Annotated in this window: 20 protein-coding genes and 1 pseudogene; 7 read left to right on the top strand and 14 right to left on the bottom strand. The window is 67.2% G+C overall.

The genetic code is table 11. The features are described from left to right. Positions 1 to 4: 4 nt before the first annotated feature. The 4 genes from KSP35_RS19480 to KSP35_RS19495 all read right to left on the bottom strand — a co-directional run bounded on the left by KSP35_RS19480 (position 5) and on the right by KSP35_RS19495 (position 4,012). On the bottom strand, positions 5 to 1,033 hold the full coding sequence (locus KSP35_RS19480) for a TIGR03617 family F420-dependent LLM class oxidoreductase (RefSeq protein ID WP_216997429.1): 1,029 nt from the start codon (positions 1,031 to 1,033) through the stop codon (positions 5 to 7). Between the two features lie 9 nt (positions 1,034 to 1,042). Beyond that, on the bottom strand, positions 1,043 to 2,245 hold the full coding sequence (locus tag KSP35_RS19485) for a cytochrome P450 (protein ID WP_216997430.1): 1,203 nt from the start codon (positions 2,243 to 2,245) through the stop codon (positions 1,043 to 1,045). Between the two features lie 88 nt (positions 2,246 to 2,333). Next, positions 2,334 to 3,419, bottom strand: coding sequence for a hypothetical protein (locus KSP35_RS19490; protein ID WP_216997431.1), 1,086 nt, complete (start codon positions 3,417 to 3,419; stop codon positions 2,334 to 2,336). After that, entirely contained in the window at positions 3,416 to 4,012 is a 597-nt protein-coding gene (locus KSP35_RS19495) for a TetR/AcrR family transcriptional regulator (RefSeq protein ID WP_216997432.1), read from the bottom strand. Before KSP35_RS19495 ends, KSP35_RS19490 begins: the two co-directional genes overlap by 4 nt. A gap of 154 nt (positions 4,013 to 4,166) precedes the next feature. Between KSP35_RS19495 and KSP35_RS19500 the strand changes: the two genes are divergently transcribed. Both KSP35_RS19500 and KSP35_RS19505 read left to right on the top strand, forming a co-directional pair. Next, on the top strand, positions 4,167 to 5,912 hold the full coding sequence (locus tag KSP35_RS19500; RefSeq protein ID WP_216997433.1) for an MFS transporter: 1,746 nt from the start codon (positions 4,167 to 4,169) through the stop codon (positions 5,910 to 5,912). Positions 5,913 to 5,982: 70 nt separating this feature from the next. Continuing rightward, positions 5,983 to 6,441 (top strand): universal stress protein, encoded by a 459-nt coding sequence (locus tag KSP35_RS19505; RefSeq protein WP_216997434.1) that lies wholly within the window; start codon positions 5,983 to 5,985, stop codon positions 6,439 to 6,441. A 560-nt stretch (positions 6,442 to 7,001) separates the two neighbouring features. Here KSP35_RS19505 and KSP35_RS26215 read toward each other — a convergent pair. Continuing rightward, positions 7,002 to 8,343, bottom strand: a pseudogene (locus KSP35_RS26215) (amidohydrolase family protein). A gap of 292 nt (positions 8,344 to 8,635) precedes the next feature. Here KSP35_RS26215 and KSP35_RS19520 point away from each other — a divergent pair. Further along, entirely contained in the window at positions 8,636 to 8,911 is a 276-nt protein-coding gene (locus KSP35_RS19520) for a hypothetical protein (RefSeq protein ID WP_216997437.1), read from the top strand. Positions 8,912 to 9,013: 102 nt separating this feature from the next. Here the strand turns inward: KSP35_RS19520 and KSP35_RS19525 are convergent, their stop codons facing one another. Further along, entirely contained in the window at positions 9,014 to 9,475 is a 462-nt protein-coding gene (locus tag KSP35_RS19525) for a cyclic nucleotide-binding domain-containing protein (RefSeq protein ID WP_216997438.1), read from the bottom strand. Positions 9,476 to 9,608: 133 nt separating this feature from the next. Between KSP35_RS19525 and KSP35_RS19530 the strand changes: the two genes are divergently transcribed. The 4 genes from KSP35_RS19530 to KSP35_RS19545 are packed head-to-tail and all read left to right on the top strand — an operon-like array spanning position 9,609 to position 12,893. Continuing rightward, positions 9,609 to 10,886, top strand: a complete 1,278-nt coding sequence (locus KSP35_RS19530) for a cytochrome P450 (RefSeq protein WP_216997439.1) — start codon at positions 9,609 to 9,611, stop codon at positions 10,884 to 10,886. A 5-nt stretch (positions 10,887 to 10,891) separates the two neighbouring features. Continuing rightward, positions 10,892 to 11,467: a TetR/AcrR family transcriptional regulator gene (locus KSP35_RS19535; RefSeq protein WP_216997440.1), complete on the top strand. Its 576-nt coding sequence runs from the start codon at positions 10,892 to 10,894 to the stop codon at positions 11,465 to 11,467. Next, positions 11,464 to 12,456, top strand: a complete 993-nt coding sequence (locus tag KSP35_RS19540) for an MBL fold metallo-hydrolase (RefSeq protein ID WP_216997441.1) — start codon at positions 11,464 to 11,466, stop codon at positions 12,454 to 12,456. The genes KSP35_RS19535 and KSP35_RS19540 overlap by 4 nt, the downstream gene beginning before the upstream one ends. Continuing rightward, entirely contained in the window at positions 12,453 to 12,893 is a 441-nt protein-coding gene (locus KSP35_RS19545) for a PaaI family thioesterase (RefSeq protein ID WP_216997442.1), read from the top strand. The genes KSP35_RS19540 and KSP35_RS19545 overlap by 4 nt, the downstream gene beginning before the upstream one ends. Before the next feature lie 253 nt (positions 12,894 to 13,146). On the opposite strand, the gene KSP35_RS19550 is transcribed toward KSP35_RS19545, so the two are convergent. The 8 genes from KSP35_RS19550 to KSP35_RS19585 all read right to left on the bottom strand — a co-directional run bounded on the left by KSP35_RS19550 (position 13,147) and on the right by KSP35_RS19585 (position 20,407). Beyond that, a complete protein-coding gene (locus KSP35_RS19550; RefSeq protein ID WP_371748623.1) occupies positions 13,147 to 13,638 on the bottom strand; it encodes an ATP-binding protein in 492 nt (163 codons plus the stop codon). A gap of 740 nt (positions 13,639 to 14,378) precedes the next feature. Beyond that, positions 14,379 to 14,792 carry a DUF6527 family protein gene (locus tag KSP35_RS19555; protein ID WP_216997444.1) on the bottom strand — a complete coding sequence of 138 codons (414 nt, stop codon included), beginning with the start codon at positions 14,790 to 14,792 and terminating at the stop codon, positions 14,379 to 14,381. Continuing rightward, complete coding sequence (locus KSP35_RS19560; RefSeq protein ID WP_216997445.1) at positions 14,783 to 15,997, bottom strand: ThiF family adenylyltransferase; 1,215 nt, start codon at positions 15,995 to 15,997, stop codon at positions 14,783 to 14,785. The genes KSP35_RS19555 and KSP35_RS19560 overlap by 10 nt, the downstream gene beginning before the upstream one ends. Continuing rightward, positions 15,972 to 16,271, bottom strand: coding sequence for a multiubiquitin domain-containing protein (locus tag KSP35_RS19565; RefSeq protein ID WP_216997446.1), 300 nt, complete (start codon positions 16,269 to 16,271; stop codon positions 15,972 to 15,974). The genes KSP35_RS19560 and KSP35_RS19565 overlap by 26 nt, the downstream gene beginning before the upstream one ends. Before the next feature lie 75 nt (positions 16,272 to 16,346). Continuing rightward, entirely contained in the window at positions 16,347 to 17,363 is a 1,017-nt protein-coding gene (locus tag KSP35_RS19570; RefSeq protein ID WP_216997447.1) for an ImmA/IrrE family metallo-endopeptidase, read from the bottom strand. Continuing rightward, positions 17,356 to 18,399, bottom strand: a complete 1,044-nt coding sequence (locus tag KSP35_RS19575) for a zf-HC2 domain-containing protein (protein ID WP_216997448.1) — start codon at positions 18,397 to 18,399, stop codon at positions 17,356 to 17,358. Before KSP35_RS19575 ends, KSP35_RS19570 begins: the two co-directional genes overlap by 8 nt. Beyond that, a complete protein-coding gene (locus KSP35_RS19580; RefSeq protein WP_216997449.1) occupies positions 18,396 to 19,373 on the bottom strand; it encodes a hypothetical protein in 978 nt (325 codons plus the stop codon). The genes KSP35_RS19575 and KSP35_RS19580 overlap by 4 nt, the downstream gene beginning before the upstream one ends. A gap of 89 nt (positions 19,374 to 19,462) precedes the next feature. Beyond that, the gene (locus tag KSP35_RS19585; protein WP_216997450.1) at positions 19,463 to 20,407 is read right to left on the bottom strand and encodes a hypothetical protein; all 945 of its coding nucleotides are present in this window, start codon (positions 20,405 to 20,407) and stop codon (positions 19,463 to 19,465) included. Positions 20,408 to 20,824 lie beyond the last annotated feature (417 nt).

The raw sequence follows: 20,824 nt of genomic DNA on the forward strand, positions 1-20,824 counted from the left end.
GTGGTCAAGTTGACGCCAGGTCGCGGTTGATGTTGCGCCAGCGGCCGAGTTCACGGGGCTCTTCGGTCCAGGCGATGGCCCCGAAGTAGTTGACGACCCGGGTCGCGATGCCGTCGTAGCGCTCCGCTATGGCATCGGCAATGGTGGCCCATGTGCCCTCGACGGTGAAGTTGGCGAGGAGGTCGTCGGTGATGACGGCGGTCATGGCTGCGATGTCGCCGCCCTTCTGGTGGGTGCGGAGGGCGGTTGTGGTGCCGTCGTAGCCGAGTTGGTCGAAGATGAACGAGTAGTTGGGGGTGGATCCGTAGAAGGCGACTTGGATGCGGGCGAGCTCACGCCACCGTGCCCGCTCGTCGGGGGTGTCACCGACGACGATGAACGCAGGGACGATGATCTCGAGGTCGGCGAGGGTGCGTCCGGAGGCCTCTGCGCCTGCTGTCAGCTCGGGTAGGACGGTGCTGCGCAGGTAGGTGGGGGTGTTGAGTGGGTGGACGTGGACGCCGTCGGCGTGCTGGCCGGCGGCGCGCAGCATCCAGGGGTTGACTGCGGCGAGGTCGATGGGCGGGTTGGGTGCGTCGATGGGGCCGGGTGACCACATGGCGGGTAGGAGGCTGAGGTCGTAGTGGGGCCCGTGGTGGTCGAGCGGGGCGCCGGTCCGGAACGATTCGAAGCAGGCGCGCACGGCGAGGAGGTAGTCGCGCATGCGGGGCCCGGGCGGGTCGAACGTCGAGCTGTAGCGGCGCTCGATATGGGCGCGGACCTGGGTCCCCAGCCCCAGCCGGAAGCGGCCGTCGCTGACATCGGCGAGCTCCCATGCGGTCTGCGCAGTCACCATCGGGCTGCGTGGGAACGCGACGGCGACGCCTGTGAGGATCTCGATGTCCACGGCGAGAGCAGCCGCGGCACACGACAGGTACGCGGTCCGGCCGGCCTCGGTGATCACCAAGCCGGCGAATCCAGCGTCGCTGGCGTGCTGGGCGAGGTGCTGCATCGAGCGCAGCGGCAGCCCTCCGGTCATGACGTCAAGCTTCATGGGCTGTTCCTACGGTTCGGGGAAGGTGAGGGGCAGGGTGCGGGGACCCCGGACCTGGCCGGCAGACCAGGTGACGGCGTCGGGGTCGGTGAGCGAGAACTCGGGGATCCGATCGAGCCACGTCTCGATGGTGACCCGCAGCTCCATGCGGGCGAGGTTGGACCCCAAGCAGCGGTGGATACCGACCCCGAAGGCGAAGTGCCGGTTGGCCGCCCGGTCGAGGATGACCTGGTCGGGTTGGTCGAAGGCGTCGGGGTCGCGGTTGCCCGACGGGAACGGGAGCAGCACCCGGTCGCCGCGTTGCATCGGGCAGCCGCCGACGACGGTGTCCTCGATGACCTCGCGGGCCATGGTGACTGGGGCGAAGGCCCGCAGGAACTCCTCGGTGGCGGAGTGAATCAGGCCGGGCTCGGCGACGAGGCGCCGGCGGTGGTCGGGATGGGTGGCGAGGTGCAGCAGCGACGATCCAATGGCGGACCAGGTCGTGTCGATCCCGGCGAGGAGCAGCAGGAGGCACACACCGAGGATCTCGCGGTCCTCGAGGGTGCGGCCATCGGGCATGTGCGCGCCGAGGAGGTGGGTGATGATGTCGTCGCGGGGTGTGTCCCGGTGATCGGCGACGTGTTCGGCGAGGTAGCCGCCGATCTCGAAGATGGCGTCGAAGGAGGCGTCGCCCGCCAGAGGGCTCTCCTCGATGAGGCGGTGGATCCAGTCGCGGAACCGGGCGTGGTCACTGTCGGGGATCCCGAGCATCCGGGTGATGACCTTGATGGGGACGTGCTGGGCGTAGTCCGCGGCTGCATCGCATTGCCCGTTGCTGATGAACCCGTCGATGAGGTCGTTGGCCAGCGCTCGGGTGATGGGCTCGTAGGCCGCGACGACAGTCGGCGAGAACATCGGTAGGAGCAGTCGGCGGATGTCGCTGTGGTATGGCGGGTCCTCGGTAATGGGCGGGGCGTGGAACCCGAGGTCTGTGGGCGACTCGACCCGATCGGTGATCAAGATCGTGCGCGACGAGAAGTGCTGGTGGTCATGCGCGATCGTGGCGAGGTCGTCGTAGCGGGTGGGGATCCACACGCCGTGGTAGCGGTCGGTGTGCGCGATCGGGCACTCGTCGCGCAGCTGGTCGTAGATGCGGTCGGGGTCAGCCACAAACGCGGGGTCGAGGTGGTCGAAGTCGGTGGCCCAGTCGGTGACGGGTGGTCGGCTCATAGAGTGATCTCCGGGATCGAGGGATCGGGGCGGACGGTGTGATGGAGACGTTGCCAGGGCACCACGGGTGGACGGCTGAGCCTGGCCTTCACCTGAGCGCTTCGGCGGGTTGGCTGGCAAGGGCGTCGAACTCGGCCGTGAGCCGCTGGCCGTCTTCGTGGGCTGCGAGCTCGGCGCGTACCTGCGCCAGGCGGTAGTCGAGGATGCGGTCGAAGCGGGCGCCGGTCTGGTTGTCCAGAGCGGACCGGCAGGCGGCGTCGACCAGGTCGGCCCCGGGGATGGTGCCGCCGCCGGTGGTCTGGACGGTCATGGTGGCCAGTTCGGCGAGGCCACACTGGAGGTAGCCGACGTGGATGTCCTCGTCGGTGCGGATGTGGTCGATGGTCGCCCGGGCGAAGTCGGCGTCGGCGCTGCAGGCCGGGTCGCCGAGGACCTCCGAGGCCCATGCGAAGGTGTGGTAGGCGAGCAGCTCGATCACCAGGATCTGGAGCATGGCCCGCACCAGCAGCTGCAGCTCAGGAGCGACGTCGTCGCGGAGCCCGTCGAGCATGCCGCCGACGGTGATCGCCTCTGGGGCAGGTTTCGCCGGGCCCTGGTAGCCGGGCGGGGGTGCGATCGGGAGGTTCTCGAACATGTCGAGCGTGACGGGCGGGTCTGCCAGAGCTGCGTTGCGGACTGCGAACCACATCTGGTCGTGGCCGGCTTCGTTGCCTCGCCCGGCCTCGTCGTTGCCGTGGGCCTCGAGGAGACCCTTGAAGAGGTGGCCCAAGCAGGTGTCGTCGATCGGTTCGACCAAGAACTGTTGGAGGTCCATCGCCGGTATGAGCTTGATGCCGTCGTTGCCGAACCCTTCGACGACCCCGATCAGGGTCAGGATCCGGGTCATCGCCCCGGTGGCGCCGTTGCGGAGCAGCATCTTCGCCTGCTCGGTGTTGGGCACGAACGCCCGGTCGACGGCGTCCGGCTCGATGACTCGGCTCGGGTGGCCAGCGCCGGCGAGCTGACCGGTCCACGCAGCGATCGCCTGCAGCCGGAACGTGGACCGGGGTGGCAGGTACTGGCCGTCGGCGTCGTAGCCGCCGTGCAGGAGGACGCCGTCGCGTTCGATGCGCTCGGCGTACGCCGGGTCGGTGAGCAGTTCGTCGTTCGTGTAGCGCAGGCGAGTGGTGGTCATCGAATGGTCCTTTCGGGGGCGGGAGTGAGGCCGTGCAAGATGAGGTGGTCGAGTCGCTGGGACATGGCGGGTGGGTCGACGGGTTTGCCCGTGAGGATGTGGTGGAGCCCGACCATGGTCACGGCTCCGTAGATGGCCGAGGCGGTCAGGTCGTCGTCGGTGCCGCAGAGCGAGCCGTCGTGCTCGCCGTCGTCGAGGAGCTTGCGGACAGGCTCGTGGAACGCTGCCCAGGTCGCGTCGGCCAGGACCGGGATGCGGGTGATGCGCCCGAGATCGGTGAGCAGCACGGCGCACAGGTCGCGGTGGTCGGCGAACAGCTGGAGGTAGGCGGCGATGATGGCGCCGAGTCGGTCGCGGGCGGGCTCGTCGCGGCCGACGATGTACGCGACGTCAACGGCCAGGTCGCTGAGGAGGCTCCGCAGGAGCCAGGCGAGGATCTCCTCCTTCGAGGAGAAGTAGTAGTAGAGGGTGGGGCGCGGGACGCCTGTCGCGTCGACGATGTCTTCCATGCGGGTGCCGTCGAGGCCGCGGGCTGCGAATACGGCGGCGGCCTTGGGCAGCGCGGCAGCCACGCTGCCGGTGACTTCCCTCATGCGTCACCTCCGCGATCGATGGCAGTCAACCCCTCCCCGCTGTTATAGACGTTGTTTAGACCTCGCGTCTAGACTTAGCGAGGAACCTCGTGAGGCGGCCCCGTGAGCCAGGTCGCACTCGGGGACGAGATCGACCACACCAGGAGCAGCGCTGTTGACCACCACCACCGGAACCGGACCGCCGGCGCAGGCCCCTGCGCACAACGATGAGGTCATCGTGGATCCGCGACGGCGACTGCTGATCCTCGCCGCCATGTGCGTCGCGCTCGTGGCCGTAGTCGCATCGGTATCGGGACTCAACGTCGCGCAGCAGGCCCTCGCTGAAGATCTCGACGCGTCGCAGAGCCAGCTGCTGTGGATCATCAACGGCTACACCCTCGCCCTCGCTGCCCTGCTGATGCCGGTTGGCGCGATCGGCGACCGGTGGGGACGCAAGCCGGTCCTCATGATCGGCCTCGTCGCGTTCTCGCTCCTCAACCTCGCCTCCGCCTTCGCGACTGAGCCGAACGTGCTCATCGCGCTGCGAGTGCTCGCCGGCGCATCCGCTGCGATGATCATGCCCGTCACCCTGTCGGTGATCACCACGAGCTTTCCTCGCGAGGACCAAGCCAAGGCCATCGGCACCTGGGCGGGCTTCGCAGGTGCAGGAGGCATCATCGGGCTATTCGCCTCGGCAGCCATCATCGACAACGCCACCTGGCCGTGGGTCTTCGCCCTACCGATCGCGCTGGCCGCCGTCTCCTTCGTGCTGACCACGGCGTTCGTCCCGCACTCCGTCGAGCACACCGAGGCAGGATTCGACATCGCCGGATCTCTCCTCTCCGCGCTCGCAGTGGGCGGGCTCGTACTGGCGTTCCACGAGGGACCCGAGCGAGGGTGGACCGATCCCCTCACCATCGCCGCGCTGGCTGCCGGGTTGGTCGGCTCCGTAGCGTTCGTGCTCGTGGAGCTCCGCCGGGAACACCCGCTCGTCGACGTGCGGGTCTTCGCCGTCCGTGGCCTCGCCGCCGGCTCGGTCAACCTGTTCGTGGTGTTCGCCGTCATGTTCTCGCTGTTCCTGGTGCTGGTGCAGTACCTCCAGGCCGTCCTCGGCTACTCGGCGCTGAAGGCAGCATCAGGGTTGCTGCCAATGGCGCTGATCATGATGCCGCTCTCCACGATCGCGCCGACCATCGCCGAACGGATCGGGTTCCGGCGCACCCTCGTCACCGGCATGCTGCTGCTCGCCGGGGGTCTCGTCCTCTTTGCGACGCTTGCGGATCCGGATGGCGGGTACCTGTCGGTGCTCCCGGGCATCTTGGTGCTCGGCACCGGTGTCGGACTCGCCATGAGCCCGTCCACCGCTGCGATCACGTCCTCGCTCCCCGAGGAGAAACAAGGTGTCGCCTCCGCGCTCAATGACACGGTTCGCGAGATGGGCGGTGCCGTGGGCATCGCCCTCATCGGCTCGGTCCTGAACTCCGCCTACCGGTCGAACATCGAGCCGACCGTCGCCTCCCTGCCGCCGGAGGTCGCCGAACCCGTGACTTCAGGCATCGGCGGTGCCTTGGCCGTGGCCGGGAAGATGGGCACTGGCGGAGCCGCGCTGGTGGATGCGTCCCGGCAGGCCTTCGTCGACGGCATGGCCCCGGCGCTGTACCTCGGCGCAGGACTCGCCCTTGCCGCAGCCGTCTTCACCGCACTCCGAGGCCCCAAGACCGCAGCCGAAGCAGAACCTCGCCTGCATGCGGGCGACCAGACCGCTCCACGACCCGATGTGCCCGATCTCTCGGTGAACCACACCGCCCGAAGCGGCTCCAACCACCCCAACGTGGAGTCCACCGGAGCCGAGGCCGCTGCACCCGGCGAGTCCAGCGGCAACATGACCGGCGTCATCGACACCGGTGGAGGCCCCCGGTGACGCGCGCCGCCAGTGGATGGCCTGAACCGGAGTCCCCGTCTGCGTCGAACGAGGACACAGGGGCGAGGCCGTGGACCGGCTAGCTGTCGTGGTGGGCATCGACGGGTCAGACAAGTCCCTGGTGGCGCTCGCAGCCGCAGGTCGCCAGGCCGCCCTGGCCGGCAACCGCATCGTCGCCATCCACGTCGTTCGCGCCCATCCCCTCCGCCTTCCCTCCGACGTCAGCTACGCCGGAGAGATCGCCGTCGCTGAGGACGCGCTCACGGATCGCTGCCACCTCGACTGCGAGGTGGTCCTCGCCGGCGTCGATGCCCCGTGGCAGTTCGAGGTCCGCCACGGCGACCCGGTCACCGAGCTGGCCCGGGCTGCAGCCGACCACGACGCCATCTGCGTCGCCATCGGACGCAGCGCCCGGCGCCGCTTCGGATCCCACCTGTCCACGAGCGAGCGTCTCGTGCAACGGTGCGACCGACCCGTGCTCGTCGTTCCTCCGGAATCTGGTAGCGCCGCCCCCGATGACCCCAGTTGAGGGCCGTCCCCTGTCTGTGCGACGTCAGCGCCGCGCTGCGAGTCTGATGGGGGCCGCATGACCGACGGTTCCGTCTGGCTCGATGAGCACATCGTCGTGGCTTGTCCTCTCCGCGAAGCCCTCGAGTGCTTGAACGGGCCGGTTGCGATCGCAGGCTGGTTCGGCTGCAAGCGCGGGATCCCAAACGACGATCGCCTCAGCGGGAGGCGACCTGGTCGTTGAACTTGCCCACGAGGAGTGGCTGCCAGACGATGGTGCGCTCTTGGTGATCGGGACTACCGGCGACGTCTGGCTACGCGCCCACCTCACCGTGCGTGCCGTCATGCAACCTGGCGCTCACCCGTACCTCCATCCCGGCACGGAGATCTGGACCCACCTAGAGCTCGGACCAGCCCGCCGAGCAATGCGTCTCACCGCGCTGCTCCAAGACGTGCTTCGCGACGGCCTCGAACACCTCCGTCTCGAGCTCGACACCTTCTGATCTCCGCCATCGCTATCAGGCGCAGGCTCTGAACGGTGACCGCACATCGCCTTCAGGATGCGGCGGGATTTCGCCAGGCCTATACGGACTCCTCGGCTGTGCCTAGTCCCTCGTTGGCTGCCTGCTTGTCGAGCAGTGGATGCTCAGCGCGAGACAGCATGTCGAGCAACGTGAGCGGTCGCTCGGGAGCGACGAACCGACCTCGCGATGCCACGGGGCCTACGTCGATGTGGCTCGCCTTCGCCCGCAGCGCCCCGACCGTGCAGTCCTCAGGTGCATGATGCTTGAACGGGTCGAATCCGAAGAGGCGCACCGCGTTGCCGTGTGTGATTGCGTCGACAGTCTCGCGGGGAAGGTGCGCGAGCTGCCCGGCCAGGCGTTCCGCGCTCACGGGCCAGGTCGAGTCCGAGTGCGGGTAGTCGGTCTCAACGCAGACGATCTCGGGTCCGATGAGGTCGAGCAGCCGGAGGCCTGCGGAGTCGGTGATGAAGCAAGCGATGAAGTGATCGCGGAAAACCTCGGATGGGAGACGGCCCCCAAAGTTCGACCCAGTCCAGCGGTCGTGGTTCTCATACACGTAGTCAGCGCGCTCGAGCAGGTACGGGATCCAGCCTATGGACCCCTCGGAAAGCGCGAAGCGGATGTTGGGGAACTCTTGAATGACCCGCGACCACAGCAGGTCAGCTGCCGTGTCCATGACCGCCGTGGGCTGCAGGTTCAACATCGTAGTGAAGGGTGCTTCGACGCTCGACAGCTTCACAGCGGAGGACGACCCGATATGGAGGCAGATCACCATCCCGACCTCGTCGCACGCGCCAGAACGGATCCCAGTGCGGGTTGTGGAAGCTGGGCACGCCGATCTTCTCAGGGTTCTCCGACCATGTGACCGCGCGTACGCCCAGGGCCGACACCCGGCGCACCTCGGCGGCCATCAACTCAGGATCCCAGTAGGGGACCAGCGACAAAGGGATCAACCGGCCCGGCGCGCCGCCAGCCCACTCTTCGATGTGCCAATCGTTGTACGCTTGGAGCACCGCGAGTGCGAGTTCCTTGTCCTCCGTGTTGGCGAAGATCTGACCGCAGAACTGCGGGAATGACGGGAAGTTCAGCGAGCCCAAGATCCCCCCAGCGTTCATATCGTCGATACGGGCATCGACGTCCCAGCATCCCTTGCGGATCTCGTCGAAGCGGGTCGGCTCGATCCCGTATTCCTCCTGCGGACGACCCGACACGGCATTGAGGCCGAAGTTCGGAATCTCGACGCCCTCGAAAAGCCACATCTCGCGCCCGTCGGAGCGCTCGACCACGCGTGGTGCGCGGTCTGCGTACTTGCGGGCCAGCCTCCCCTCGAACATGTTGGGCGGTTCGACGAGGTGGTCATCGACGCTCACAATCGTGAGCGACTCGGGATCAAGGGTCATCAGTCCTCCGGTAAACGCTAAGCAACCAAGCTCGGTGTACGCCGGCTCTGCGATAGCCGACCGGCTCGACGCATCCTAGACGTGGCATCTAGACTTTACGTTGAAGCCCCGGGTTTGGTGTGATGCGACATGCGTCCCGCTGTGCTGTTCGGTGGCAACTGGGGTCGATCATGCACGAGCGAGCGGCCGGGAGGGGCTGCGTGTCGATGGGTGAGCAGAGCCTCGGCTGAGCAGTTTCGAAATCACGAGGCCGGGAGGCTGGGGTTTGCGACGATCACAGAAGCGCGACTGGGTGAAGCGACTCGCACCCGAGCATGAGTACTACGAGTACAACCTCGAACGCCTCACTGGCCACGCCGCGACGTTGACCTGCGATGGCGCCGAGAACGAACTGGTGGTGACGATGCCGAAGATCCGTGGCCATCAGGTCGAGCTCATCGCAGATGAGCTCGCTACCTTGTGGCCCGGGTTCTTGGCGCCAGCAGGCGTCAGTCTTCGCATCAACGAGAACCAGTTCGGCGATGGCGAGGCCATGGCCCTCCGCTACCACGCCAACCGGGAGCGCTAGCAGAGGGTCGGCCTCCATGGCCCGTCAGCAGCCATGAGGCCGGGGGTCGAGATAGGTAGCCATTCCGTGAGGCGAGGACACCTACCCACAGTCCTTTCGAGGTCAGCGCATCCGAGTCTGACGGCCCGACCGTGACGCTTCTCTACCGATCCCAGTTGCTGACTCCGCAGAGGCCGCACCCCTGACAACCAACAGCTCACCTGTCCGTTCACGAAGCGTGCTCGATGCCTTGAGCGCAGACCGGAACTGGCCGCCGCTGATGCGCATGATGCGCGAGGGGGCGATGGTCTCGACACACGCCGACCGTGGGCGACCGGTGACAACCCCGATCTCGCCGACGAGCTGGCCGGGTGCAAGGTAGGCGAGTTGCCGGTGGTGGGAGTGAACGACGACGGCGCCGTCGAGGACCAGGTAGAGGTCGTTGCTCGGGTCGCCCTCGACGAGCAGCATTCGGCCCGCAGCTACGTCGAACACTTCGGCCTGGCGGCTGAGACGCCGGAGTGTCCCGGCGGCTTCAGTGCGCAACAGCGGGCAGGTGCGCAATGCGTCGAGCGAGCGGGTCATGGCCGCATCCCGGTCGTGCTGGCGATCGTCACATCGGGCGTCATCGGGACCTCTGCGGTGGGGGCTGAGCCGTTCGTCCACCCCGCTCGAGATGAGGGTGCGACGGGTCTGCACCTCCATTACCATCTTGGACGTGGCATCTAAACCTCTTGTCGATGTGTTGGAACCGACCGAAGCGGACCGCCTCGTGTTCGAGGTGCTCGGTGGTGGCGATGGGCGGGCAGATCCGTATCCGCTCTACCGCCAGCTCCGGGCCGGTGCGGCCGTTCACGAGTCGCCTTCGACCGGGGTGTGGTTCTTGTCCGGCTACGAGTTGTCCAAGCAGGTGCTGCACGATCCGCGGTTCGGCCGGGGCAACGGGTCGATGATGGGCGCGCTCGCCGATGCGGAGGTCGCGGATCGGTCAGGCGAGATGCGCCGCTCGTCGCAGAACATGCTGTTCGCCGATCCGCCTGAGCACACCCGGCTGCGCGGACTGGTCTCGAGGGCGTTCACCCCGCGCCGTGTCGAGGAGCTCCGGCCGAGACTGGTCGAGCTCCTCGATCCTCTGCTCGACGCAGTTGCCGACGCCGGCTCGACCGACCTGCTCGATGCTCTGGCGTTCCGGTTCCCGGTTGCTGTGATCGGCGAGCTGGTCGGAATACCCGAAGAGGACCGTGACCAGTTCCGATCGTTGGTCCGGGCGTCCACTGCGATGATCGAGGCGTCCCCCGACGTGGAAGCGCTCCGGCTAGCCGAGCGCTCCATGGCGGAGATGGGCGCCTACTTCCGAGACCTGGTCGTCCGGCGGAGGAGGGAGCCGTCGGACGACCTGATCTCGGCGATGATCGCCATCGAGGACGCCGACGGCGACCGGCTCAGCGGGGAAGAGATGGTCTCGACGGCGATCCTGCTGTTCGGCGCCGGCTTCGAGACGACTACGAACCTGATCGGAAACGGCACCCTCTGCTTGCTACGCAACCCAGATCAGACCCGCCGTCTCCGCAACGACCCGTCGTTGCTGCCGACCGCGGTCGAGGAGATGCTGCGCTACGAGAGCCCCGTCCAGCTCGATGCCCGCTCTGCGCTCGTCGATGCCGACATCGCCGGTCGACCGGTTCCCGCTGGAACCTCGGTGGTCACGTTCCTCGGTGCGGCGAACCGTGACCCCGGTGTGTTCGAGCACCCCGATGTGTTCGACGTCGCCCGCCACCCGAACAACCCGTTGAGCTTCGGATGGGGCATCCACCACTGCCTTGGAGCACACTTGGCTCGTGTCGAAGGACAGATCGTTTTCGGCCGGATGCTCGAGCGGTTCGCCACCATCGAGCTCGACGGCCCAGAGCCGCCGTGGCGCCAAAGCGTCACCCTGCGGGGCCTCGAGCACCTGCCCGTGACGGTGACAGCGACGGGTACCGGGGACCGGCGATGAGAGCTGTGCCGGAGGCGATGGCTGAAAAGCTCATGGCGACCGCAGGCGAGTTCGTCGCGTCGTGGGATGACGTCCGCATCGACGACATCGCCGCGGCCAGCGGCGTCCCGAGGGCGACGCTCTACTACTACTTCTCCAGCAAGGAAGACATCCTCGCGTTCATGCTGCGACGGATGCTGGACCGCCTCACCGAAGCGGTCGCGGCCGCGGACGACGCCGACGACGACCTGCCGACCAGGCTGGCTGCGGTGATACGGGCCCAGCTCTCGCACCTGGGCGAGTACCCGGCCACTGCACAGCTCCTGATCTCCAACCTCGGCAAGGCCGGCAAGCTCCCTGACATCGCCGCCGCGATCAACGCCTCGTTCCACGAACCGGTCCGGCGGCTCCTCGCCCAAGGCGCCGCCGACGGCTCGTTCCGGTCCGTCGAACCCGAGATGGCTGCGACCGCCCTGTACGGGGCTGTCACGATCATCGGTCTGCGCTGCCTGCTGATCGACGGGAGCATCGACGTCGACGCCGTCTCCGCCCAGATCGTGCCGATGTTCTGGAGCGGTCTGCGCCCCGAGGCGGGCGCATGACCCAAGCGATGCTTGTCCCCCAGATCGACGAACTCCCCGATGGCACCCTCCGCGCCACGCTCCCGACCCCGTTCCCGGTCGGCCCCGTCAACTGCTACCTCCTCCTCGGCTCGAACATCACGGTCGTCGACCCTGGGATGGTGTGGCGCGACAGCACCGACCAGCTCACCGCCTTCCTCGCTGAAGCCGGCCTCACCCCCGCCGACGTCGACACGATCGTGGTCACCCACGGCCACCCGGACCACTTCGGTGCCGCCGGGTGGCTCTCGGACCGAGCCGACGCACCGGTGGTGTGCGGCCGAGCCGAGGTACCCAAGCTGCTCGGCCCCCTCGGACGCCTCCAGAACGGTGAGCTCGGCGGTTCGCTCGGGATCCCCGACACTCTCCGCGACACCTTCGCCAGCTTCTACACCGGGGTCAGCAGGTTCACCACAACGATCTCCGACCACCGCGTCACCCCCGTTGATGACCTCGACACGCTGAGCCTCGGCGGCAGGACCTGGACCGCCCAGGTGACCCCCGGGCACGCCGCCGGCCACCTCTCACTACGAGACGAAACCGGCGACGTGCTCCTGTCGGGCGACCACCTGCTCGGCAACATCACCCCCAACCCGGTGATCGAGCCCGACCTCGAACTGCCCGACGGACGCCGTCGCAGCCTCACCGAGTACCTCGCCTCCCTCGACCGGTTCGAGGCCATGGCGCCAAAGCTCGTGCTGCCCGGACACGGACCCGGGTTCAGCGACGTCCCTGCGCTCATCGAACTGACCCGGAACCACCACGACCAACGCTGCATCGAAGTCCTCGACCTCGTCCGCACCCTCGGAACTCCAACCCCGTTCGACCTCTCGGTCGCGATGTTCCCCCGACTCGAAGGCTTCAGCCACATGCTCGGCATCTCCGAAGCCCTCGGCCACCTCGACCTGCTCGAGGACGCCGGCCAGGTCCACCGGATCAGCGACCAGCCCATCCGGTACCAAGCCGCATGAACTTCGACTCCTACAACCAAGCCGTCGCCGACGCGATCCTCGCCGGCACTCCCGGCCAAGCCGGGGGGCTCCCCGACTTCCTCGGGCTCCGCACCGTCGCAGTGGGTCCAGGCACAATGACCGCAGAGATCGATGTACGCCCCGATCTGCTCAACCCCTTCGGCTCGCTCCACGGCGGGGTTCTGTCCGCCCTCGTCGACCACGTGCTCGGCGCCGTGCTGTACCCGCTCATCCCACCAGGCACCTGGGCCGCCACCACCGAGTTCAAACTCAACCTCATCGCACCCGTCCGAGAAGGAACACTCTCCGCCAGCTCGGAGGTCATCGCCATGAGCCGCCGCACCGCCGTAGTGCGCATCGACGCAACCGTCGGAGAGCGACTGGTCGGGGCGGCTCAAGGCACCGTCACCATCACCGAACCAAAGCCTGCTGCCTGAAGTCGCACGCCCACCTCTCGGCGCAAGGAGACATCACCCAAGACCTGTGGACCAGCTCCTACCTCGTCGAGTTCGCCACCGTCCATGCATTCGTCAGGGGGCAGTACCACTGACAGCCGGAGACTGACCGATATGCGGTTGCCGCCCCGGCCGATCGGGCTGGTTCCGCGCACCACATGTCAGCGATTCCGGCGCCTTGCGCGCGGAACCTGTGCAGGTCGACGGCAGCGAAGGCCGGAATTCGTACTTGGAGTCAGACCTCGAACCAGACGACCTTGCCACCGTCGGGTTTGTCATCGAGGCCTACTCGCGTAGCCAGGTCGTGAACGAGCCCTAGACCACGTCCTCCCACCGACGTCATCGGTACTGGAGTGGGCCGTGCCGCCATGAGTGTGCGGAACGCAAGCGTGACGGGCGAACCATCGTGCACCTCGACCCGAATCACTGGGCCGACGGTGACGCAGATGGTGAACGGACCCGAGGCGTGGTGCACGACGTTGGTCACCAGCTCGGAGGTCATCAGGGCGACCGCACCGGGGTCGGCGCCGTGGCCCCGGGAGTGCTTGGCGACGAACGCTCGGGCTCGCCTGATGCTTTCCATGTCTGCAGGGAGTTCTAGTGATGGCACGACCAAAGCTCCGTCTCGCAGCGGACCGCAAATCAAGTCGCCCGCGGCGGACACGCAGAAGCAAAATCCTAGACGGACGGGGGTGAGTGAGTCTGGGCTGTCGCGGGATTTGAACATGCCAGCCAATCGGCCCCAGTTCGCTGCCCCGCTAGAGACAACCGGGGTTGCAATCAGCCAAGCTCCTCGAACCCGACGGTCTGGGCATACCAACCACTTCGCGGGCGGCAGTTGCGCCGCCCGGCGATCTTTAGGGACCCCGCCGCCCCCGTCGAGGCACCTGGTCGGTCGCCCCAGCGGTTCTACTGCCTTTTCTACTGTGCGGCCCGCTACAGCGGTTTACGCATTGGTACGGCTGCTGTAGAGTGAACGGTGAAACACCAGCTCAAGAGCATTATTTGGTATCGGTTGGTACGGGCTGAGATTCTGATTGTGAATCGCATAACGCGAAGGTCGCAGGTTCAAATCCTGCCCCCGCCACCATCTAAACAAGGCGAAAATGCAGGTCAGGCCCTACTCCTCGGAGTGGGGCCTTCTGCTGTCCGGCTACTTCGCAGCGATTTCTACTGTGCTTCTACTGTTCGGATCGGCGAATGCCCTGGTCAGGGCGTGATCGTCGGGCCACCAACCCGAAGATCATTGCCCCGGGGAACATCCGTTGCCGAGTGGCGTACGCGCACTGGGCCGAGGACGAATGCTCGTGGATGGGTCATCAATGCGCGACATCTCGAACCGACTGGCATCTGTGGGTCACCGGATCACGTGGCAGTCCCAACCGTTGACAGCGAGCGGGTTCGCTGGTTCAGCTCGTGAGGAAACCGGGTGACGCCGGCCATCGCCGACGATCGGGAGCGTTGCGTTCAGGTTCGTCGGGTGACCCGGCCGATAAGAGCGCGGACTCGGCGACACCAGGAGGAACGTTCCTCGGTTCGTGCCGCTGGTTCGTGCCCGGCTTGCTTGTTGGCAGGCTTGAGATGCCTGGTGTCTGGTCGACCGGTGAAGTCGCGCATCCAGCGGATCTTGTTGTGGTCGATCCAGTAGTGGGACCGGCATGGGAGCTCTTGGTTGCCGATCGACGGTGACACGCTGACGGTCTCGCCGTCGTAGGTGATGTGCCAGGCGCCCGGCCGGATGGGCATGACCACCTTGGTGCCGCAGCCGCAGGCGCACAGGTGCATCGATGTGCGGAACGGGATTGAGATGTAGAGGATGCCTTCAGTCAGTTCGGGCGGGGCGGACTCGATGAACTCGGGCTGCAGGCTGTTCAGTCGCAAGGGTCGTCCTCGGCTCCGTTGAGGAGCTCCTGGTTGATCACGTGGTTGGTTGCGATCTTGAGGGCGGTGAAGTGCTCGCCGGCGAGGTCGGCGTAGACGCCGCGGTACTTCTTCCAGCGGATGACGGCATCGCTTGCGTTGCGGGCGTTGAGCTCTGCGATCTGGATGTTCGACTTGTAGTCGCCGTCGGGTACGTCACCGACGGTCGGGATCGTTGCGAGGTGGTCGGCCTTGTCGGGTGTGACCATCGTGGTGCGGACGATGCCGCTCAGGTGCCCGTCGATGGCGTTGACGCCCATGCCGACGTCGATGAACGCGATGCCGGCGTCGACGAGTGCGGCGATGATCGGGGTCTTGGCGGCGGCGTCGTCGATGGAGATGAACACGAAGGTCATGGCAGCTAGCTCCGCCACGTTGGCCTCGGTCACTGCATAGGGGTGGGCGACAATCCCGTTGTGCATGCGGCTGTAGATGCCGGTGTAGTGGTCGACCTTGAGGGGCGCAGCGTTGAGCTCGTCGAGCGTGGGGGCGCCTGGTGCCCTGAAGGCGTTGTGGGTGAGCATGACGTCGTCGTCGAAGACGTGGATCTCCGGTGCCAGGGTCTTGGCGACGAAGTCGAGGATGTACTCGCCGGTGCCGCCCAGGCCCACGATCGCTACGCGTTCCTCGGCGAGCTTCTCGTTGATGGCGGTGATGCCGGCACGGGAGGACGCGGTGTCCTCGTAGTTGAACGGCGAGCCGGCGTCGGAGTCCGGCACTACAGGTCGATGCACCCGAGCGGTCGCCGACGGGTCAATGTCGGCGACGGGCGAGCTGATCGCCGCGACGTACTTCGCGACCTTGTCGTGGAAGTCGGGGTACTTGCCGTCGTTGGTCGTGGGCTTCATGGAGAAGGTGCACTGGGTGACGATCCCGTTGCCCTGGTCGGCGACTCCCTTGCCGTTGATGATCGTCGTCAGCTCCTGCCCCTTGGCATCGCAGGGGACACCGCCTGAGAAGCTGGCGGTGTGGTCGCCGGGGGGCTGGGCGGTCTCGCCGGCGAGGGTGAGGGCCATCACGAGGGCACCGTCGTGGTGGACGGTGCCCTCGTGATCGACGAACGGGATGTCTCGGACGACGAGCTTCCCGCCGGTGACCTCGACTGTGTACCCGTCGGCGACGAGCTGGCCGAGGTCTGCGCTACGAGAGATTGGTCGGCGTGACATCGAAGATCATCCCGTCCTTGGCCTTCACGGACTGGCCGGGTCCGAGCGACCCGGCCTTGTTGCCATTGGCCCGCTCGTAGAGGACCGTGTAGCCGGGGTTCTGGCCACCGTGCCCTTCGGGGTAGGCCAGGTGGACGACGTCCTCGTAGGAGATGTCGTCCTTCGCCACCTGGTGGGCGATCGTGTTGACGAAGATGGTGACGGGCTTCGGCCCGTTGCCGCCGCCGGGCGAACCCGGCTTGTCGTTGCCCTTGCCGGGCTTCTCGTTTTCCATGTGGATCCCTTCTGGCGGACCGCGTGCCCGCTCAGTTGCATCCACGGCTCACCTCGCCGGAAGTGTCCGGTGGCCTCAGATTCCGAGGCAGTCGTCGCAGATCGCAGGGTTCTGGGAGAAGTTCGACGCCGGCCGGCGCTGGAAGCACTCGGCGCAGGTCCGGTGCGCTGCGGCCGGGGCCGGGCAGCTGCACCTGCCGCAGCCGTGCTCGCCACGGTGGAAGTAGTCGCTGCAGGTGGGGCACGGAGGCCCGAACGCGGCGAAGTCGACGTCGCAGTGGGTGCAGGAGGCATCGGCCCTGGCTCCTGGTTCGGGAGGGAGAGCCAGACCGTGCTCCCACGGGGGCCGGTTCGCCATGAACACAGCAACGACGACGGCCTGCTCCTCGTCGTAGCGGGCGTCGACGAAGAACGGGCTGCTCGCGGCACCGCTGGCGTAGGTGACGGGGGGAGTGGCCGCGAGCGGTCCCGAGCCGAGCCGCCCGCGCGGCGACGCCGTCGGTGCCTGCGGGGTTCCTCGGCGGATCCGGAACGGGGTGCTGTGGCTCGCGGTGAAGATCGCCACTCCGTCCTTGAGGACCATCACGTGGCCGGGACCCTCGAGACGTTCTGCGGCGCGGACGCAGCACGCTTCGCGAGATGCGTTCGGCGTGGCCGCCACTAGGTCCAGCACCGTTCGGGCCGTTGGACCGGTGCCACCGAAGTGCGCATCGACGTGTTCGGCAGGGATGAGCAGCGTGCCGGCGATCGCGTCGCAGACATCCTCCTCGAGCTGGATCCCGCCGTCGGGTTCCTCAAAGAACAGGTCGTGGATGCCCGTGTCCAAGCGGATGGCTGAGTGGCCGAACTCATGGAGAGCCGAGAAGTGCTGCCGGCCGTTGCTCGCCGCAGCCACAACGGTGATCCGCGCCGGCGGGCCGTAGTCGATGGACGCGGCCACGGAGCACCCTTCGGGGATGGCCGGCTCAGGGCGCAACCGCATCTGGAAGCCGATCGACTCGAGTGCTGCGAAAGGATCTGCCGCCAGGCCGGCTCGGACCTGAGGGTCGACGGTGCTGAGGATCCGGTCGGCGAGCGCCCGGGCATCAGCCATCGAGGTATTGGCCGATCAGCTCCGACCAGGTGTCGACATCACGTTCCCCGGGGGTGGTTCTGGCCGGCATCGCATGAACGGCTTCAGCTGTCCGGAACCGAGCAGCGGCCTCGCTGATCCCATCGGCCACCGCTCGCTCCTCAATCGAGGCCCGGTGCACGGGGCGCTCGATTGCGTGGATGAGCCCGACCGGGAGATCCATGCCGGGACGGAGGCGCTCCGCAGGTACGTCGAGCGCCGCGCTCAGCGCTGCGGCCTCGTCGTCGGTGGGCCGGCGCGCCCGGCGGACCAGTGCTGTCACCTCCGAGACCGGGATCCCCGTCAGATCCGCCACGACCGACGGCCGCAGCCCCCGTGCTTCGAACACATCCCGCAGCGATACCTGTACGGCCGGCATGTCCGGTATCCAAGACGCTGCACCAAGGGATCTGACTGTGGCGGTCAGATCGAGACGGTCGAGCAGATCTGCGATGAGGTCCGGCTGGCTGTCGGCGGCCTCAATCGGGTCCACCGCGACAGTGGCCTCGATGACGGTCCGCAGGGCTGGTGCGCCATCGTCTACCCAGCCGAGAGGGCACCGGAAGACGCCGAGCGGGACGGTGGCGACCACTGGGAGCACCCAGACGGACACGGGGGGTCTGGCCAGATCGATCCGCTCCCGCGTGGACTCCGCCCTCGGCCCCTCCTGGGTCACGGCAGTCACCACGGCGCTGAGCTCGCTCCGCTCCAAGATCAGCACGGCTGCTGCGTCGTTCTCCCAGTCGAGTTGCCAGACCTCACCGATGCCAGGCTCAGCGGTTACGGGAAGCGGCACAAGAGGCTCGAACTCGTACTCGGTCACCTCAGGCGCGCCCTGACTACCGTCGAGGGGCGGAGCCACTCCGGCGATCAGCTCACGACATGCGGCGCAGCCGCTGACATGGCGCTCCACTGCCGCAGCCGCACCGGCATCGAGGTGGCCGTCGACGAACGACACGAGATCCTCGATCACCGGGTGGCCCTCGTCGGGTCGGGGCAGTCCCATAAAGGCACTCACGGCGAACCTCCTGTAGATCGTCCGGCGGACCAGCTCTGCTGGATCTCCAGCAGGCACCGCAGGGCAGTAGCGCCGTCGCGCGAGCCGAGAGCGAACTCGGTGACCCGGCGCTCGAGCTTCGCCTGCCGCGATGCGAGCGCCGACTTCTTCAACCCGAGGACGCCGGCTGCCGCGAGCTGGCGTACCGGCGTGCGGATGTCGGGCAGCAGGACGCGGTCATCCTCGGTGAGCTCATCCCAGAACGCCTCTGCCGCACCGGTGGCGCTGCTGTGCGCCGGAGCGTTGTCCGGCTCTGCGATGTTCTCCTGGCCGACACCCTCATCGACGACCGCTCCGTCGAACTGGATCACTCGCTCGACGACGATGCGGCGCACTGACCGCTGAGCGACGGGGCAGGCCGCGGTTGCGAGCACCGCGTCGCAGGCGGCATCGACGGATGCCCCGGTGGTGGCAGGGGGTTCGCGAGGGCTGTCTTCGGGCCACGGAGGAGGCGGGTCGATCGGCACCCGGCGCACGGCCTCCTCCAGCCTTTTGTCGTCGCCACCCCAGTGGGGTTGGGCCTGGAACAGCTCGAAGGACCAGTGGTCGGGGGTCACCTCGACGATGTCGTCGCGCTTCTTGACCCGGCGCTCCACGCGGCGGTCGAGGACACCCCTGGGCGTCTGGCGGTACCGGTCGATGATCAAGTTAGTGAGCGCCTGCTGGGTAGCACCGCGGAAGCGCCGCACGGCGTCCGGCCCGTATCCGGCTCGCTGAGCGAGGGTCTCCACCCGACCCTGCTGAGCGAAGAAGTCTCCGACGAGGTCGTCGACATCATGCGGCGACCAGTCGAACGAGTTGCTCGGCGTGCTGAACCTGCCGGTCCGTGTCAGCGCGGTTGCTGCGCCGCCGACCGACTCGATCACGTTGCGCGTGACCCGGCCGCCGTGGAGGTCACTCAGTGCTTGGGCAGCGAGGGCGTCGGGGTTAGCCATGTCGTCGCCCTGAGCCGCAGCCGTGGCGCGCAGTGCGCATCCGCAGCTGTGCGCCGCAGATCCGGGAGCACATCACCGGCCCGGCGGCATCAACCACTGGCCCCAGGAGCCCTCGACGAGTAGCGGCCTTCGTAGATCGGTCCTCCGAGAGCGAAGTACTTGGCGTAGAGCCTCCAGATCTGCTGCCACTGCTCAGACGACGGATCGAGCTTCGTGACGGGCAGCCCGCACGCAATGGCGTCATCGGCACCGAACACGGCCGCATGGTTCTTCGGTCCGTCGATAAGCGGGTCCTTCAGCTTGGCCAGCGCAGCCTTCGCTGCCTTGGCCGTCCGGTCCGGCGAGCTCTTCAGCGCCTCCAGCACCAGGTCGCTGCTGCGGTCGATCGCGGAACGGGCCTGCTGGACCATCAGCCCGCTGACGTCGCTCAGCAGTGAAGCGTGCAGGGGGTAGGTATCGGGGTTTGTAGCGATCGCTGCCTCCGCCGCGGCGACGGCCGCGATGATGTCCTTCGCAGCGACAAGGGAGCGCCCGTCAGCGAGCTGGAACTGCGGATCGACAGGACCGAGGTCGCTGGTAGGGCCCATGAGGATCTCGTGTGCTCCGAGGGCGAGGATCGTCGCCGCGCTCTTCGCCTGGTCGGGGACGATGACCGTGAAGCGAGCACACCGCGCCTGCGCGGACCGTGCGAGGCGCACAGCGGTCTCACCGTCGCCACCTGGGGAGTCCAGCATCATGTGCAGGTCCTCGGCCGGATCAGCGTCGAACAGCAGCTCCTCCAGGTATGTGACACCGTCCGGGAAGATGGCGTCGCGCATCACGATGAGGCGGCAGGTGTGCAGTTCCTCGTACTCGCGGATCAGGGACTGGCGCTCATATCTGGCAGCGTGCTCAGCTCCGAACAGCGGTGACTTCGCTACGCCTCGGGCTTTCGGGCGAGCGTCGACCGGGATCGGAACGTCGCCGGCTTGCCGCCCCGGATCGTCTTCGCGTCCTCGCGTGCCTGTTTCGCCCGCTCTGCCTTCTTCTGCCACGTTCCGTCCCCGTGCTTGTCTGGGGCGGTCAAGGCTGTCGAATTCATCATCATGGTCCCCACCCCTTTCATGACTCGTCGCGGATGGTACACGTGCAGTATTCCCAAGGGGTGCGACAGTCAAGCACGCGAGCTCATTGCTGCGACACTCGGCGAAGCACGATCGGCTCGAGGGTCCCTCGGGCGAACCCGCCAGGTCGCGTTACCCGAGCAGCGGCGCTCGAACATCCCGGTCTCTACCGACAGCCCGGTCAACGCGAACTGTCGGGCTGCAGCGTGAGGAGCCGCTCAGCGCCGGCGCTAGCTGTGCTCGCGGTTAAGGGCCACCGCCTCTCGGGGCGATGCACCCGATCGTGAACGCTCGGTCGCTGACCTTCAATCCAGGTTCTGGAGCCAGGTGAGACACGCAGTCGGCCTC

The organism is Aquihabitans sp. G128 (assembly GCF_019048865.1).
In the GTDB taxonomy this organism is placed as follows: Bacteria; Actinomycetota; Acidimicrobiia; order Acidimicrobiales; family Iamiaceae; genus Aquihabitans.